The sequence below is a fragment of the Bacillus thuringiensis genome (assembly GCF_022095615.2).
Taxonomy (GTDB): Bacteria; Bacillota; Bacilli; order Bacillales; family Bacillaceae_G; genus Bacillus_A; species Bacillus_A cereus_AG.
Genome location: NZ_CP155559.1, coordinates 2668429 through 2684375 on the forward strand (window position 1 = coordinate 2668429; position 15947 = coordinate 2684375).

A 15947-nucleotide genomic window follows, 5' to 3' on the forward strand; every position below is an offset into this window, starting at 1 on the left:
TAATTCCCAAAAAATGATTAATTTTTTGGGAACAATAAATCTCCTCTTTCGCTTACTTTTCATGTAGGAAGTTAATGTGAAATAAAAAATCCAGCCATAAGAAGATTCTTATGGCTGGATTTTGTCTAGGAATGGGTAGACAAAGCAGCGATTTGATTATATTTTTTCTGTGCATCTTTTAATGCTACAAGTAGTGCTTTTTGAGACGAACCAAAGTATCTATTTTTTATTTCTGTTACCAATAGTGGATCATTAATATTTTTATGTAGAAACAAATATTTAACAAATTGTGATGTTAATGCAATTGTCGCTGAGCAATCTGCATCTACAATTTCCCCTGTTTCCTTAACAAGTACAAATGCTACAAAAAAACTTTTGAACTTTTCGGTAATAGGATTATTTTGGGGTGCTTTCGCATCCCCTATGACATAAATTGTATTTGAAGCGTACACAGCTATCTTCCTTTCTACTACGGGATAACGGTTTTCTTAATAGTCGTATGAGCGATAAACTCAACGTTGATTAAGAAATGTATCCGCTTACCTTGTATTATAATACAATTGACAGAATTTTAACAACATTTATTACGGTATATATTCCATAATTATGAAAACAGTTCAAACTCTTCATTTTTACAATATGTGATTGTTTCTTGTACCATGCCATCCATACATGAAAAAACAGCTAGCAATCGCTAACTGTTCTATTACATTACTTCGGCAAAACAAATATTGTTTCATTTGACTTTGAAAATTGATATTCTTTTCTCGCAAACTTCAAAATTTCTTCCTCGTCGTCTGTTAAATTTTCTATGTTAGTCTTTAAAGAAGCTTGATTTTTCTTTAAAGAAACCAATTGCTTTTTTTGATTCGTTATTGTATCTTTTTTTTCTACAATTATTTCTTGTTGTTTCGTTAAAATAAATTGAACGTACAAAGTAGCCGCCGCAATAAATATAAACATGAATATAAATCGCCTTAGTTTTTTCTTATTAATTGCTCGATTCTCATTAGACTGTGATAGTTGTTCTTGTATATTAGGAACATTTATTCGCTTGAGTTTCCTCATTATGAAATCCCCCTAACACATATATTTTCACTACCATCGGCATGATCTCTTACTAACTTTAATTCTATTCTTATAAAATAAGCTCCTTCACAAAAATATCTCACAAATTAACCAATTAAAGATAGCATTCGACGACATTTCCATATTTACATTGAATTTTTTTATGTATGCTGCCATAAAATAGTAGTTTCTGTTATTCTTTTTCTACTATTGTAGAAGAGTTTTTTTACACACAAATTTCTCCTTATTTCAACATACTTACAAGGAGAAAAAAGATGCATTGTCGTACATTCGATAAAACCAGAATAACTGTTTAAGAGCTTAGGTTTAGAGCATAGATCATAACCTATATACACTCAAAATAAGAAAAAAGCCCAAATTGGACTTTTTTAATTTTGTAAATCAATATCATATTCCATACTTTTCGCTGTTTCCTCAGCAATCTCCACACCAAACAAATTCTTCACAATATGAAATGACATGTTAATACCAGCTGAAATCCCTGCCGATGTAATGATGTGCCCTTCATCTACAAATTTCACATTCTCCATTACTTCTACATTCGGAAAATCTTTTTTGAAAGTTTGAATACTAGCCCAATGTGTTGTTGCTTGTAACCCTTCCAGTAAACCAGCTTTCGCGAGTAATAGTGCTCCAGTACAAACTGAAGTCATTAGCTTTACTTCTTTCATTTGCTGTCGAACCCAATTTATTATAGTTTCATTTTTCACTTCATTTTCCCTAACGCCTTTACCACCTGGTATGATTAAAATATCAACTGGTGGTAAATCTTCAATACTATAATCCGGCTTTACCTTTAATCCGTTTCTTGCTGTAATCATTTCTCCATTTTGGCTAACTGTATACACAGTAAATGGTTTTTCTTCATGTACTTCAGTTACAGAAAAAACTTCAAATGGCCCTGCAAAGTCTAACACTTCTACATCATCAAATAAAAATATACCTACACTCCATTTATTCATCATACGTTCGCTCCCTGGTGCAAATGATCTAAAAGGTGCTCATGTCCTTTTTCTAATGCAATATCATATGCTGTTTTTCCATCATTTTTCTTAATCGTTTTATTAGCTCCATTTTTAAGAAGCAATACAATAATTTCTTCATTTCCTAATAATGCTGCTTCGTGGAGACCCGTCCAACCGCCGCTTTGTATAACATTTACATCCGACCCTTTTTCAATTAAGAAAGCAACCAGTTCACTTTGCTTATTCGCGATGGCAGCTTGCAAAGGTGTGTTTTCATTTTCGTTTTTTGCTCTACTATGTATATCTGCTCCACTTTCTAAAAGAAAACTTGCTAACTCTTTTTGCCCAAAATAAGCCGCTAAATGAAGTAAAGTCCAGCCATCGTCACTAAATTCGTTAACTGCACTTGGATTCGTCTTTATAGAATCCACTATTTTTTCCTTATTACCACTTATGGCAGCTTGTGCTATTGATTGTAAAATCTTCATAATAATCTCCCACCTATCAAATTTTAAAAGTAATCTCTTTAGTATGTTCTATTAATTATTATATTTTCCTGTCAAAACAACAGTTTACATAATAATATTATCTATCCAACCCTATCTTTTATTTTAAATATTAAAATTTTCTGTTAAAATAACATTAATCATGTTTAATATGGAGGAGAAATTATGTTACAAGTAATGCCTTTACATAGTGAAGACTATGATTTAATTAAAGCCGCTGAAAAAGTGATTGAAAAAAACTATAAATATGGTCGTCATCATATCGGTTCAGCAGTAAGAACTAAAACAGGTAATGTTTATGCAGCAGTGCATGTTGAAGCGAATGTTGGAAGAATAACAGTATGTGGTGAAGCAATGGCAATCGGAAAATCTATTTCCGAAGGTGATCATGAATTTGATACCATTGTAGCAGTTGCTCACCCACACCCTCATGAAGATATAGAAAAATGTTGGGTTGTTGCTCCGTGTGGAATGTGTCGAGAATTGATAAGTGATTACGGAAAAAATACGAATGTTATACTTTCTTATAATGGTGAACTTGTAAAATGTAACGTAATGGAATTATTACCTGAAAAGTATACAAGCGAAGTAGAATAAGCATTCATACTCTCAACATATCAAATAATATTATTCCAATAAAAAACAATCCATTTTTAAAACGGATTGTTTTTTTATTTCTTTTTTATGCAGTTTATTTTTCTATTTTTAACAACAATAGAATTACCATTAATAAAAATGAAATCTAAATATTTAAGCGTGCATTGTAGATTGTTTTTCATTTGAAAACAAAAACGATATTTTTCCTTACATTTGAAAAAGTTAGTATAAACTCTCTAAAATCAGTACTCTTATCATACCAATCTATAACAATTTTGTCGTCTTCCCTTACCGGTTTCCTTTAACACATATGATTTTAAAACGAGCGCTGTTAATGAATCTGTTAATGTTTTATATGATAAATTAGATAATGCTAATAGATCGTTCGTATATAACATTCTATGCTTCTCTAATAATAATAGTACTAATCGTTCAGACGGTTTTAATGCTTCGTCACTTTCTAGTATAAAGTCTATATTTTTCATTTCTCTAATTATTACTCCTTATATAAAAAAATACTTACGCAGCTAATTTAATATAAAAATAATACACAACTAAACTTGAGGTATATTAAAATAACATCGTTTTAAAACACTATTATACTATAACATAGAAAAAGCATTTCCCGAAATAAGAAATGCTTTTTTAAATTGCTTATATGTTTCTTCCGAACCTACAATATATCTTAAACTCTTACCCGTACAATTCCCTCCTAATTTCTCTGGTCATCTAAAATTATTTATAACAAATCAAGTCCTTCTAAAATGATTTAAATAAATAAAAACGGATAGTCATACATGCTCTAAACATGAATGACTATCCGTTTTCCAGCTTCTTCTCAAATACATGTACTACCTTAAATATTTCTTGCAATATGTGGCTTACTGTAGTGACTTGTTCCACCGCCGCCTACTACTACTTTACCGCCTTTTTCGAAAATTAATAATTTACTTGAAGCATCTGCAAGAAGTACTATTACTTCAGCATTATTACTTGTTGCTACATAAATTACATAACCACTTTTTGATATACATGTTTCCCAATTTGCATCAAATTCAGATCTTACTACACGATTTGAATACACTTGATTTTCAATTCTTCCTTGTTCTACGTTTTCCAAATTTATCCCCCCTACTGCTCTAAAATATCATTTATAGTAAAATAACAGCCCTATTTAAAATAATGACTGACTTTAACATAAATAGTATATGTAATTAGTAGAAAAATGCTTGGACAATGCATATATAATAACCCACAAGGAAATCACAACTAAAACAAGGGAGTCGATATTATATCGACTCCCTTGTTTTCATACATAGTTTTTTATTTTTCGTTTCGCACAGCTTCAAAAGTAAACATTTGATTTGCATTTGACGGTTCTTTTCCATAAACATAGTCAGCGGAGCAAGTAATGTTAGAGAAACCTATACTTTCTAACAGAAGTTTAAACTCGTCTATTCCATACCAGCGCATCGCAAAGCGTTGTAGTTCTGTTTGTACTAACTGTCCTTTACTCCATTTTTCAATTTTTAAATATGATAGAGTAACTTGGTTCAGCCAATCTATTTCAATTGATTTATTTTCTAATGTAATTCCTTCTCCGCTCGGCAAAGAAAAAGTCGATGTATGAATCTCCCCAGTCTTCCAGTTATACGGAAGCATAACATCTACGATTAATCGCCCGCCTGGATTAAGATGTTCATAAAAACATTTCAATGCGTTTATAGAATCCGTACGATTTTCAATTAAACAAAAAGATCCAGTTGGAATGATAATTGCTTCATATTTATGTGGCAGTGAAAATTGTTGTAAGCTTCCTTCATATAAATTAGGATGTAAGCTTCTCTCTTTACATCGTATGCGGCACGATTCTAGCATTTCAGGTGAATAGTCAACCCCATCAACTGTAAAACCAGCTTCAAGAAGCGGGATGATGACGCGCCCTGATCCTACTGCTGCTTCGAGAATTCTTCCGGTGCAATTTTTTAAACGTTTTTCGTAATACTCAATATCACCATTTAAAGAATAACCGACAGGCTTTGTGTAATCATACAGTTCCGTGCAAAGTGTACTATAAAAACTAAACATTTATTTTCTCCTCCGTTTTTTACGTATGGAAGATTTTCATTCAATTAATCTTCCTGTACCTTTATTTTTAATAAAAATTCGAAAGAGCTGACTGTCATAATATATCACTCGCTTTCCATACAATATAATCCTATTGTATAATATTCCCTTCGAAACGAAAATGAAAAAATGAAAATTCAGACTTTTATTAAAAGGAGGATATAATGAATTCATTAATTATATTTCTTTTACTTCTTATTGCTTTTAATGCTTTAATTTTCTTTATAGCAAAGAAATATAGGCAAATATGGAAAATTACCAGTGGCATTTTCATTCTTTCTTCCCCCATCGTTTTCTTCGCCACTTTGCATGTAATTGGCGAAAAAGTTGGAGATGGATTCGCTGGAGGTGCTGCTGGGTTAACCTTTAGTGGACTCTTAATCCTAAATGCGATTGTTTTTTATATCATAAGTATTTTTGTTTCTGCTAATAAAAATTCATAATAAACTCCCCCTTTCCAAATGTAAAGAGCTTACTATGCAGTAAGCTCTTTATCCTTAACTATTTATTTCACAATTGGCAATGTCACTTCACTTAATTTCACTGTAAGATTCGTGCCTGCTTTCGGTCTAATTGTATAATCATAGTCACTTGCGATTACAACGACCCCTATTTGATGCCCTGCTTTAAATACATAATCATCTGGCTGCATATCCCAGGTAAATGTATAATCTTTACCCGGTTGAATTGCTGTTGAATTTTCTATACTCTTTAAGTTTTGCGGATCCATCCAGCCTCTCGTTACGATTTCTGGCTTCGTTCCTCCATAATCAACAAGTAATGCTGTTAAATTTGATACAGATCGATCAATATTCCCTGTAATTGAAATCTTTGTTGTACCACTTATACGCGTATCTTTTTGCAGTACAGGCATTGTATACACTAATCGATTTGCTACTTCTAATTCTGGGTTTGCTACTAATTGGTTTGATTTCATTTTTGCATCATCTACGAATGAGAAAACTTTATTTACAGAGCCCATACTTAATGGCAAATTAACTGCTTTATTACTTAAATACATACGAACTTTTGACGGGACAGCTGCTGGATCCGGCCAGTTTTTTAATTTTTCCCACGTTTTATTTTCACGTTGTACATCAACCATTGGTTCATTCATAATGCCATTTTCAATTCCATATAACCAATAATCGAACCATTTATTTTGTGTTCTTTGCCAATCATTCGTTGATGTTCCACCATGTCCACCTTGATGTAACCACATTTTACGAGGAACATCATTCTCTCCAAGCGCATCCCACCATTGCGCAAATTGCTTCGTCTTTACATTCCAATCATTTAAACCATGAACAACAAATACACTCGCTTTTACGTTTTTAGCATCTTTTACATAATTACGTTTATCCCAAAAATCATTATAATTACCCGTTTTTCGGTCTTGTCCAGCTGTTAACTCTTTTATTACTTGTCCGCAAACTTCAGGATTTTCTCTTGTTAGTACTGCTTCTGCCATATTATCTATATCTTCTCCTTGGTATCCACCTGGTGCAATGACTGCACCGTTTGCACGATAATAATCATACCAACTACTGATTGCTGCGATTGGAATAATTGTTTTTAAACCTTCAACACCAGTCGTCGCAACGGCATTCGGTAACGTACCATTATAAGAAACTCCTGTCATACCTACATTTCCTGTAGACCAATCAGCCTTAACTTCCTCACCATTTTCTGTATATGCTTTCGCACGTCCATTTACCCAATCAATGACAGACTTCGTTCCTAGTATTTCTTGCTCATCCCCAGTAGTTGGACATCCATCTGATTTCCCAGTTCCGATACTTTCACCTAAAATGACTGCATAGCCTCTTGGCACATAATAATTTCCGTATGAACCCAGATTAACAGCTCCATACGGTTTCCCTTCATACGCATACAATTCTTCATCTACATTATATACAGGAACATCTTTTAAGCCAGATCGATATGGACTCATTTCATAAATAACGGGAACTTTCACATTCGAATCGGTTTTTGGACGCATAACTTTTACCGATACACGATCCTTTTTTCCATCTCGATCACTATCAACTTCTGTTTCTACAAATAAATTTTCAATAATTGCTTCATCAAGCGAATAAATCGGTTTTGTCATCCCGTTTTCTAATTCAATTTTTGTGTTTGATTGTAACACTTCTGAAACTTTTCCATTTAACTTTACGTCATTCTCATTTATGTAGTTTGTTTCTTTATTGTCTGCATACGCAGTCATGCTAGAAACTCCTGATGTAATTGATAAAGATAATATTGCTGATAGTGTAGCTATTTTCTTTTTCCCCATGCCCTTTCCTCCCCATATATTTCTCCTTTTACTATACAATAAAATTACTGAAAATTCAGTTTATATTTTATACAATAACTTGAGAAATTTGTATAACACTCTTCAACGAGCTTTCAAGGTTATATATTTTGACTTACTACTCACATATAATCAATAAAAAAGCATCGCCTATTAATAGGCGATGCTTCTAATAGTATTGAATTATTCATTCTTCATATGAATATAAAATTGTATCTCTCCCTCTATAGTAGAGACTCCATAGTCAAAACCATGTCTTTCTAAAATACTTTTCACGATTGCTAAGCCCAGTCCTGTACCTGAATGTTCTTTACTACGAGAAGAGTCTAAGACATAAAAAGGTTCCCAAATTTTATCGATATCTTTCATTTGCTCAGCATTCATACCATTTTGAACTTGAAAATATACAATTTCATTTCGATCTTCTAATGTGATTTTTATATTTTGGTTTGCTGTATACTTTATTGCATTAGATATTAAATTTTGAAACACCATTCTCATTTTATTTACATCTGCATAAATAATTGCATTACCAACATTATAATTCACTTGTAAATTGATTTCTTTCGACTCTAGCTCAATCTTATGCTTATCTAATATACTTTGGACTAGTGATACAATAGGAAATTCTTCTTTTTGCAGCACATCTCTTTCCATTTTAGAAAATCGTAATAATTCTTCAATTAAATTTGATATTTGATCTGTTTGTTTAATAATAGTATCCACGTACGTACCATCATCTAAACCATCTTTTATTCCCATAGAATATGCTTTCACTAACGCGATTGGTGTTTTTAATTCATGCGTCACATCACCCATAAATCGTTTTAAATGTTCATTACGATCTGTTAAATCTTCATGTGCTTCATGTAGTTTTTCACTCATGATATTAATACTATTAGCTAAGTCTCCTATTTCATCATTTGTTTTCACTTTCGCTCGTTCAAATTTCAGACGTGAAATATCTTCTGCAACATCACTTAATTCTTTCAATGGTCTGGTGATTGTTTTTGAAAGTATCCATACAAGTACGATAATGAGAAAAATTGTAATACCTAATATGTATAAATAAAATGCGTTTAGCGTTTTTAGCACTTCATTTGAATGTGCGATAGAAACCCCTACCAAAATTAACATATCGTCTTTCGCAATAAATTTCACAAAAAAACTAGATTTCATCTTTTCTTGATCATATATTTTATTCGACTGGCCGAAATTCTTTACTTTCATTATTTCTTTTTTTGTAATCCAAAGTTTATTAAGAGCAACTCTCTTTTTTGTAAGTTGCATACGTAACTCATCATTAATATGATCTTCTGAATCTTTTATGGATGTATACGCAATCGTAACATTCCCCTCATTTTCAATGCTAGAAATTGCTTCATCTAGTTGTTCACTCGGTATGGACTGTATTTGTGCTGTAATACCTTCTAAACTTTCTCGCGTTTTGTAAATATTATATTTCGGTAATAAGTAGTTAATTAATAATAAAGAAATCGTAAAAATAAGAATTACAGTTAAAGAAATGCTGAGAAATAGCTTTTTTCCAAGTTTATTCACTCTGTTCCTCCAAACTATATCCTAGCCCGCGATGCGTCTTTATTATATTTTCCTACTTTTTTACGTAACCTTCTTACATGTGTATCAACTGTTCGTTCTTCTCCAAAATAGTCAAATCCCCATACGATATCTAACAATTTTTTACGAGTCAGAATCATGCCTTTATGATTTAAAAAACACTTTATTAATTCTAGCTCTGTTTTTGTAATATCTAACTCTTTGTCATTTTTATAAACTTTATTTTTAGTAAAATCTATTTTCAAATCTTGAACTTGAATGACATCATCATGCTGTATAAGCTTTTTCGCTCGAGTAATGAGTACGCCTGGATGAAATGGCTTTTTTACGTACTCATCTGCACCACTTTGAAGCGCTGCTAATTCATCTTCACTTTCACTTTTCGCCGTAAGCATTAATACTTTTACGCTTGAATTATTTTTTATTTCCTGGCAAACAGTAATACCACTATGTTTTGGCATCATCCAATCTAAAATCGCTAAATCTATTTTCTCATCATAAAATATTTGAAGTGCTTCCTCTCCATCTTTCGCTAATAAAACTTCGAAGCCTTCTTTCTCAAAATAAGCTTTTAAAATCCTTAACATATCCTGTTCATCATCTGCGATTAATACTTTCATGAATTATCCTCCATTGCTTTTAAACAAAAATCAATTGTATTATACAACTTCTTTGTTACATGTATGTGACAGAAAAATATTTGAACCTTTTAAGGGTATTGTAAAAACGAGGTGTTGTATTATGATTAAAAAAATCGGGGTCATTACTCTTCTTTGTTTCTTATTATCGACAAATGTGTTCGCAAATACAAATCAACAAATTGAAGTATTTGATTGTCACAAAGAAATGGTCGTTCAAAAACAATCTTTAGATCCAGCTATTCAAAAAGAAGCTGTTCAATATGCTAAATCCATTACTGGCCCGTTCAAAAACTTAAATGTCGTTCCAAAAGATGGTCACATGATAAAAATCCCTTTATCTAAACCAGTTTCTATTACAAATCAATGGTTACATACAACAATTGATGAAATATTAATCCTTCTACCCCTTAATCAAAAACCTTATATTATGCTTTACGATGATGAAAATAATCCACATTTCTATTATGTAAAAGGTGATCCGAAGGGATTATTGAAAGAAATGAATGTTAAATTATAATGTAAGAAAGATCCCATAAATATCATTTGTGGGATCTTTCTTATTATGTTAGCAACTACATTTTCATTTAAAAAATGAATAACCTGTCTTTTATGATGATTATCATGCTCTATAATTTCTTTAATAATATATATAAGAGAATACGGCGTTCCAGTATGAGGACAGTGTGATACTCCATTGGCTTTTAAAGGTTTCTTTAGTTTTTCATCATGCAGTAATCTAAGTTCCTTTACGAGTAACTCTCTTTTAGCTTTTGCTTCTTCAAGAAGTTTCACCTTAGATATACCGGATTTGGCATAACTAGATGCTAGTTTATTATATGTATCAAAATCCGGGAACTCCATTCCCTTTCCATCTCTCACTGATGATAATGTCTCACGTAATAGATAGTCATCCCAGTTCATAATATGAGATACGATTTCGCCAACAGTCCATTTCCCCTCTGATATTGGTGCCACCCACAATTCCTCTTTCATACCTTTCAATGTATGTATCCAAATTGAATATTCATTGAAATCATTAATAATTTTATTTTCTCCCATCATCCAATTCCCCATTCTAATATTAGATTCATATAAATTATAACATCAATCTACACTAGACAGAACAAAAGTTCTATTAGAGTGGTAAATAATAATTTATTACATCCTTTTATATAAGTTCAAATAATGGCTTGCTCCTACATATTCTGTCCCTTTCACAAATCCACTCGAAGTATAAAATTTGTCACCCTGTTCTGTATCTGTATGTAAGACAACAATATTAAAATGTTTTTTAGCTTCGCTTAAAATTCGCACCAACAGTAACCTCCCTAATCCTTTCCTTCGGTATTCTTTTGCAATATAAAATCTCCTTACCCTACCAATCTTATTTTTTTCTGTATACGGATCCTGATTTAGCCCTCCTATTCCAATTAACTTTTCCCCCTGAAAAATACCATATAAACATTCTCCAGTTTTATTAAATGTGTTTATTTTATTTTCATAATCACTTATTAGTTTTACTAGGAAATTAAATCCTTCGTCTTTGCTTTCTTGAACAAGATAATCGTGTTCGTATATCATTAAATCTTTAATTTGTTGAATATGTATATCTTTCAAGTAAATTCCCCCTTAATTTAAAAATACATAAAAATGCTCAAGAATCATTTATTCTGAGCATTTTTATGATTATTACTTTATACAATTCTTAGTATGTGTATTCTTCACTTCAGATTTAAATCGATAATATAGTTCTTTAAGTCTTATTGAACTAAAGCAGTTGTTTACTTAAGTGAATACATTTACATTTATAGTGTCTCTCAAATATAATATCCATTTATAAATTCATCATTCTACTCTAACATGTTCAAGCTAAGTTATAATTTGTTAATCTATATGCTTGTGTAACCACAGTTCAAAAATCTTTAACTGTTCTTCAGTATGAAAATAATGTTCACCTGTCTCCATGATTTCTAATTCACAACGATATTTTTTTGTAAAATAGTTTATAGTTTCAAATTCACATAACTCATCCTTAGCTCCATACATAATATATGTATCTGTATTCCATGTACTAATAGGATGCTCTTTTACATAGCATAAATAATCCCAATATAACTTTTGACCAATCGGTGTCTCTATAATCATTTCTTCTTGCAAAAGCTCTGGTGTTATATTAAACCATTTCATCATATTTTCAATAATTCGTTCCATATTAACTACTGGTGATAAAAATAACGCCTTTTCTATCACATCATTTTGATAAGATAAAAGGCTAAAATACGCTCCCATACTACATGCAAACACACTTACTTCTTTCCAATGTTCTTTTGCGTAATCCATAATTATAGATAATTCCCTAACACAAAACTGTACTTTGCAAGGAGTATTTTCATTTTTTCTTTCTCCATGCTCAGGTAAATCAAAGCTTAATACTTGATAACCTTTTTGATTAGCTTCTTCAGCTAATATTTGAATAACTTCATCTTGCTTATTTGACATATTTCCATGTACTGCAATAAAAATTTTTTCACTTTTATCTCCCCATAAAACCGCGGGAATATCACCAATTTTAAAATTATCTTTAAGCATATTTCCTCCGTAAAATAATATATATAGAAATTAGCAAAAAACTACACACACTTTATAATCCTCTACTCACTTTTCAAGAAATTAAACTATTACTAATTCATCACAAATGAATTGAAATCTCAATCTACCTCTGAATAACAGTGTCTATTTTGAATAAAAAAATCTTTCTATTTTCCATTTCTTCAGAAACTACAAGTTCTTATTTTAATTCCTTAATGAGCTAATCTACTTTGTTAGTGGAAGAAGGATTTTTAAATAATTATATTATTTTTCAAATGATTTTATTATAAATTAAACACCTTTATTATCTCTGCACAGCAGGCAATATCTCCTTCAACTCCAGTAAATCATCTATTACCATATCAGCCTGAGCAAGTTCATCTACTTGTGCAAAATCAAAATTGCATCCAATCGCAATCAAGCCGTTATCTTTCGCTGCGTTTATATCAGATAACCGGTCCCCAACTACAGCTGCTTCTTTTATATCATATTTGTTTAAAATATTTTTTACTAAGTCGCTTTTATTAAGTGAGTTTATTTGTTCAATACTAAATGTTTCCGTAACCCATTGGTCTAAATCATAATAAGATACGATTGCTCGTAAATATTCAGTTAAACCATTGCTAGCAATATAAATTGAACAATTATTTTCTTTTATATATGTGAAAATTTCTTTTACATTTGGGTATAATGCACCTTTTCCACTCTTAATGTTTTCAATTAATCTTTCTAAAAAATATGCATCGGTTTGTTCTCTTACTTCAAGAGAATGATTTGGTAATAAAGCTTCCCAAACTTTCGGTAAAGGCACACCCATGATTTCACGGTACTTATCAATGGGTGTTATCGTATCCCATAATTGTAATGAACGTAAATGATCAAATGTATCATCTAGCGATAATTCTAAAATTTTGTCTGTTTGAAATAACGTACCGTCCATATCAAAAATTAATGCTTGTAACATTTCATTCTCTCCTTTTGAACTATAAGTATTACTCGATATATTTTTCAGCATCTCAACGATAATTTCTGAACAATAATTTGCGGCAGTTTTCGCGAAGTCATCATACGAAATTTGAGCTTCATCATCTGCACTGTCAGAAATACATCTTATAACGAGAAACGGTACATTATTTATGTACGCAACATGTCCAATTGCTGCACCTTCCATTTCTGTACAATGTGGTGCATAATCGTCTATTAATTCCGCTTTTAGTTTTGAATCCTCAACAAAACATTCACCGCTGACGATTCTTCCTTCATGAATCTCCATATGTAAACTACTACTATTGCATGCAATACGTGCTAACTCTATTAATTCCTTACTTGCGACAAATTCTTCTTGGAACGGGAATAAATTTTTCATTTGAGTTTTACTTACATCATGATGGGTAACATTCGTTGAAATAACGATATCACCAACTTTTACATCTGGGTGTAACCCGCCAGCAACACCTGTATTAATGATAGCATCTACACCAAATTTATGAATTAACGTTTGCGTACATGCAGCTGCATTTACTTTCCCTACACCAGAACGTGTAATAATTACTTCTGTTCCCATGAATTCGCCAATGTAAAAAGGCATCCCCGCAATTGTTTGTTCTTCTTCTATAGCTAGTTTTTCTAAAAGTAAGTCTATTTCAATTTGCATTGCTCCGATAATGCCGATTTTGTTCATGTATGTAGTCCCCTTTTTCACTCTAAATACCCCTCAAATATTCATCAATATCTTTAGAAATTTGTTTAAAAGCTTTATCCCAGAATGCATAGCTTGTTATATCTATTTCAAAATATTTTTTCATAAGCTCTTCCACTGGAGCTTTTCCTGTATCTCGTAAAAACTCTTTATATTTCGGATGGAAAGTACTTTTACTTTCTTGAGCCATCTCTAATAAACTAAAACTAGCTAAATAACCAAATGTGTACGGATAATTGTAAAAAGGAACATCAGCTATATAAAACTGAACATATTTCATCCAAACAAACGGCTGATATTCTGATAATGCATTCCCGTATGCTTTTTCTTGCGCTGCTATAGATAATTTTTCGATTTCATCAGCACTTAAAGAACCTTCTTTACACTTTTCATAAAAATTCTTCTCAAATTGAAACGATGCTCGTATTGCCATTACATAATTAAAACAGTTTCTTATTTTCCAACTAAGCAATGACTTTTTCATATCTATACTTTCTGTTGTTTGAATTAGATAGTTTAAGAGTATCATTTCAAAGAAAATAGACGCCGATTCAGCCGTACTCATTGGCAAATAATCATCTAAAAAAGAAGTAGATTGCTCAAAACTCATATTATAAAAATGCCAAGCATGTCCTAGTTCGTGCGCAAGTATCCTTACACTATCAATACTTCCGTCATAACGCATAGATATTCGTGATTCTTTTTCACTGAAAAAAGGAGCGCAAAAGCCACCTGGTGGTTTATTATCTCTCAGTTCCGCATCTATCCATCCACTCTCTATTGCATTCCGTGCAAATTCTGCTAATTCTTCATCAATATCTTTTAATGCATCATATATGTTTTGTACTGCTACTGAAAAAGGGATATTAACCTCATTATTTTCCTTTACAGTCATAAGTTCATGCCATGTAATCGAAGCTTTACCCTTCTTATACACATTTAAAGCACTTACTAATGTATCAAGATTTTCTTCTGTCGCATTCCACATTTGTAATAATACAGTTTCAGAAATACCATTCGCATGAAGGGACCCTGCTAAAATCTCTCTATCTTCTAATTCATTACTCTTTGTATTGCGTAATCTCCCAATTTGATTTAAGACAGTAGCGAAGATTTCTTTTTCCTTATGTAAGGCACTTGTTAATAACTCGAATACTTCTAATCTTTCCTTTTCATTATCACTATTCATTGCAATATTATTTGCTTGGCCAAATGATAATTGTTTATTATTGTGCTCTATTTCTATCTTATCCCTTAATTGTATGTACATATTTTCCCATGCATGCAGTTCATCTTTTAATAACTTAGTATTATCGGAAGTTTCCACTTCACTTTGTTGTATTACTTGCTGTACTTCACTTTTCAGTTCCTTTACCTTCACAGTCAATATAGTATTGTTAGATAAAATACTTTCTTCAGCCGATCGACAATACAAATAGTATTCTGCTTTTTCAATAGCTTGTATAAGTTTTGAAAGAATCTCTCTATCTTTTGTTACAAAATATTGTTCTTTCAACCCCAATAGTGGGGTTAGAATATCCTCCATCGGATACAATCGATCTAAATTCCACCTAGCAATTTCTTGCATGTTTATAGCCGCCTCCTATTTTTACAAATAGTTACAGATATTTCTCCCAACACAATTATATATGAAATGATAAAATTTTAATATCTTTAAATATTTAGATTTTTATAAACACATTTTTATTTATACTCCCTGCTACTGAAACGCAAATAGCATAAACAGATGAATGGTATTGCTACTGGAAAAAGTATTAATTTCTAATAAAAGGAAGTCTTACCATATCAAACAATAATAATAGAATGGCAATAAAAAAG

16 protein-coding genes and 2 pseudogenes are annotated in these 15947 nt (G+C 31.5%); 3 read left to right on the top strand and 15 right to left on the bottom strand.

The features are described 5' to 3' along the window. Nucleotides 1–125 precede the first annotated feature (125 nt). The 4 genes from KZZ19_RS13840 to KZZ19_RS13855 form a co-directional block, all read right to left on the bottom strand. Complete coding sequence (locus tag KZZ19_RS13840; RefSeq protein ID WP_088096676.1) at nucleotides 126–452, bottom strand: DUF3870 domain-containing protein; 327 nt, start codon at nucleotides 450–452, stop codon at nucleotides 126–128. A 259-nt stretch (nucleotides 453–711) separates the two neighbouring features. Next, entirely contained in the window at nucleotides 712–1068 is a 357-nt protein-coding gene (locus tag KZZ19_RS13845; RefSeq protein ID WP_088096677.1) for an FtsB family cell division protein, read from the bottom strand. A gap of 389 nt (nucleotides 1069–1457) precedes the next feature. Next, nucleotides 1458–2054, bottom strand: coding sequence for a DJ-1/PfpI family protein (locus KZZ19_RS13850; protein ID WP_237980247.1), 597 nt, complete (start codon nucleotides 2052–2054; stop codon nucleotides 1458–1460). Next, nucleotides 2051–2542, bottom strand: a complete 492-nt coding sequence (locus KZZ19_RS13855) for an ankyrin repeat domain-containing protein (RefSeq protein WP_237980245.1) — start codon at nucleotides 2540–2542, stop codon at nucleotides 2051–2053. Before KZZ19_RS13855 ends, KZZ19_RS13850 begins: the two co-directional genes overlap by 4 nt. Nucleotides 2543–2725: 183 nt before the next feature. Here KZZ19_RS13855 and KZZ19_RS13860 point away from each other — a divergent pair, with 183 nt between their 5' ends. Continuing rightward, nucleotides 2726–3157 carry a cytidine deaminase gene (locus KZZ19_RS13860; RefSeq protein WP_088096680.1) on the top strand — a complete coding sequence of 144 codons (432 nt, stop codon included), beginning with the start codon at nucleotides 2726–2728 and terminating at the stop codon, nucleotides 3155–3157. Nucleotides 3158–3411: 254 nt separating this feature from the next. Here KZZ19_RS13860 and KZZ19_RS13865 read toward each other — a convergent pair whose 3' ends face one another. The 3 genes from KZZ19_RS13865 to KZZ19_RS13875 all read right to left on the bottom strand — a co-directional run bounded on the left by KZZ19_RS13865 (nucleotide 3412) and on the right by KZZ19_RS13875 (nucleotide 5245). Beyond that, nucleotides 3412–3642, bottom strand: coding sequence for a hypothetical protein (locus KZZ19_RS13865; protein WP_000789031.1), 231 nt, complete (start codon nucleotides 3640–3642; stop codon nucleotides 3412–3414). A 371-nt stretch (nucleotides 3643–4013) separates the two neighbouring features. Then, nucleotides 4014–4277 carry a hypothetical protein gene (locus tag KZZ19_RS13870; protein ID WP_088096681.1) on the bottom strand — a complete coding sequence of 88 codons (264 nt, stop codon included), beginning with the start codon at nucleotides 4275–4277 and terminating at the stop codon, nucleotides 4014–4016. A 203-nt stretch (nucleotides 4278–4480) separates the two neighbouring features. Beyond that, on the bottom strand, nucleotides 4481–5245 hold the full coding sequence (locus tag KZZ19_RS13875) for a class I SAM-dependent methyltransferase (RefSeq protein ID WP_348637992.1): 765 nt from the start codon (nucleotides 5243–5245) through the stop codon (nucleotides 4481–4483). 203 nt (nucleotides 5246–5448) lie between these two features. Between KZZ19_RS13875 and KZZ19_RS13880 the strand changes: the two genes are divergently transcribed. After that, on the top strand, nucleotides 5449–5727 hold the full coding sequence (locus KZZ19_RS13880) for a hypothetical protein (protein ID WP_348637993.1): 279 nt from the start codon (nucleotides 5449–5451) through the stop codon (nucleotides 5725–5727). A gap of 62 nt (nucleotides 5728–5789) precedes the next feature. Here KZZ19_RS13880 and KZZ19_RS13885 read toward each other — a convergent pair whose 3' ends face one another. The 3 genes and pseudogenes from KZZ19_RS13885 to KZZ19_RS13895 form a co-directional block, all read right to left on the bottom strand. Next, the gene (locus KZZ19_RS13885; RefSeq protein WP_237980243.1) at nucleotides 5790–7583 is read right to left on the bottom strand and encodes a Xaa-Pro dipeptidyl-peptidase; all 1794 of its coding nucleotides are present in this window, start codon (nucleotides 7581–7583) and stop codon (nucleotides 5790–5792) included. 201 nt (nucleotides 7584–7784) lie between these two features. Next, nucleotides 7785–9161 carry a sensor histidine kinase gene (locus KZZ19_RS13890; protein ID WP_088096685.1) on the bottom strand — a complete coding sequence of 459 codons (1377 nt, stop codon included), beginning with the start codon at nucleotides 9159–9161 and terminating at the stop codon, nucleotides 7785–7787. After that, a pseudogene (locus KZZ19_RS13895) lies at nucleotides 9154–9799 on the bottom strand (response regulator transcription factor). Before KZZ19_RS13895 ends, KZZ19_RS13890 begins: the two are co-directional and overlap by 8 nt. 121 nt (nucleotides 9800–9920) lie before the next feature. Between KZZ19_RS13895 and KZZ19_RS13900 the strand changes: the two are divergent. Beyond that, a complete protein-coding gene (locus KZZ19_RS13900) occupies nucleotides 9921–10337 on the top strand; it encodes a hypothetical protein (RefSeq protein ID WP_237980239.1) in 417 nt (138 codons plus the stop codon). Between the two features lie 47 nt (nucleotides 10338–10384). Here KZZ19_RS13900 and KZZ19_RS13905 read toward each other — a convergent pair. From KZZ19_RS13905 to KZZ19_RS13925, 5 genes and pseudogenes are all read right to left on the bottom strand, one after another. Next, nucleotides 10385–10879: pseudogene (locus KZZ19_RS13905) on the bottom strand (DinB family protein); the annotation flags it as partial. Nucleotides 10880–10978: 99 nt separating this feature from the next. Beyond that, on the bottom strand, nucleotides 10979–11437 hold the full coding sequence (locus KZZ19_RS13910) for a GNAT family N-acetyltransferase (protein ID WP_088096688.1): 459 nt from the start codon (nucleotides 11435–11437) through the stop codon (nucleotides 10979–10981). Between the two features lie 267 nt (nucleotides 11438–11704). Next, nucleotides 11705–12409: an alpha/beta hydrolase gene (locus KZZ19_RS13915; protein WP_237980235.1), complete on the bottom strand. Its 705-nt coding sequence runs from the start codon at nucleotides 12407–12409 to the stop codon at nucleotides 11705–11707. 304 nt (nucleotides 12410–12713) lie between these two features. Then, nucleotides 12714–14090, bottom strand: a complete 1377-nt coding sequence (locus KZZ19_RS13920; RefSeq protein ID WP_237980233.1) for a 5'-methylthioadenosine/adenosylhomocysteine nucleosidase — start codon at nucleotides 14088–14090, stop codon at nucleotides 12714–12716. Nucleotides 14091–14112: 22 nt separating this feature from the next. Next, a complete protein-coding gene (locus KZZ19_RS13925; protein ID WP_237980231.1) occupies nucleotides 14113–15696 on the bottom strand; it encodes a M3 family metallopeptidase in 1584 nt (527 codons plus the stop codon). Between the last annotated feature and the right edge of the window lie 251 nt (nucleotides 15697–15947).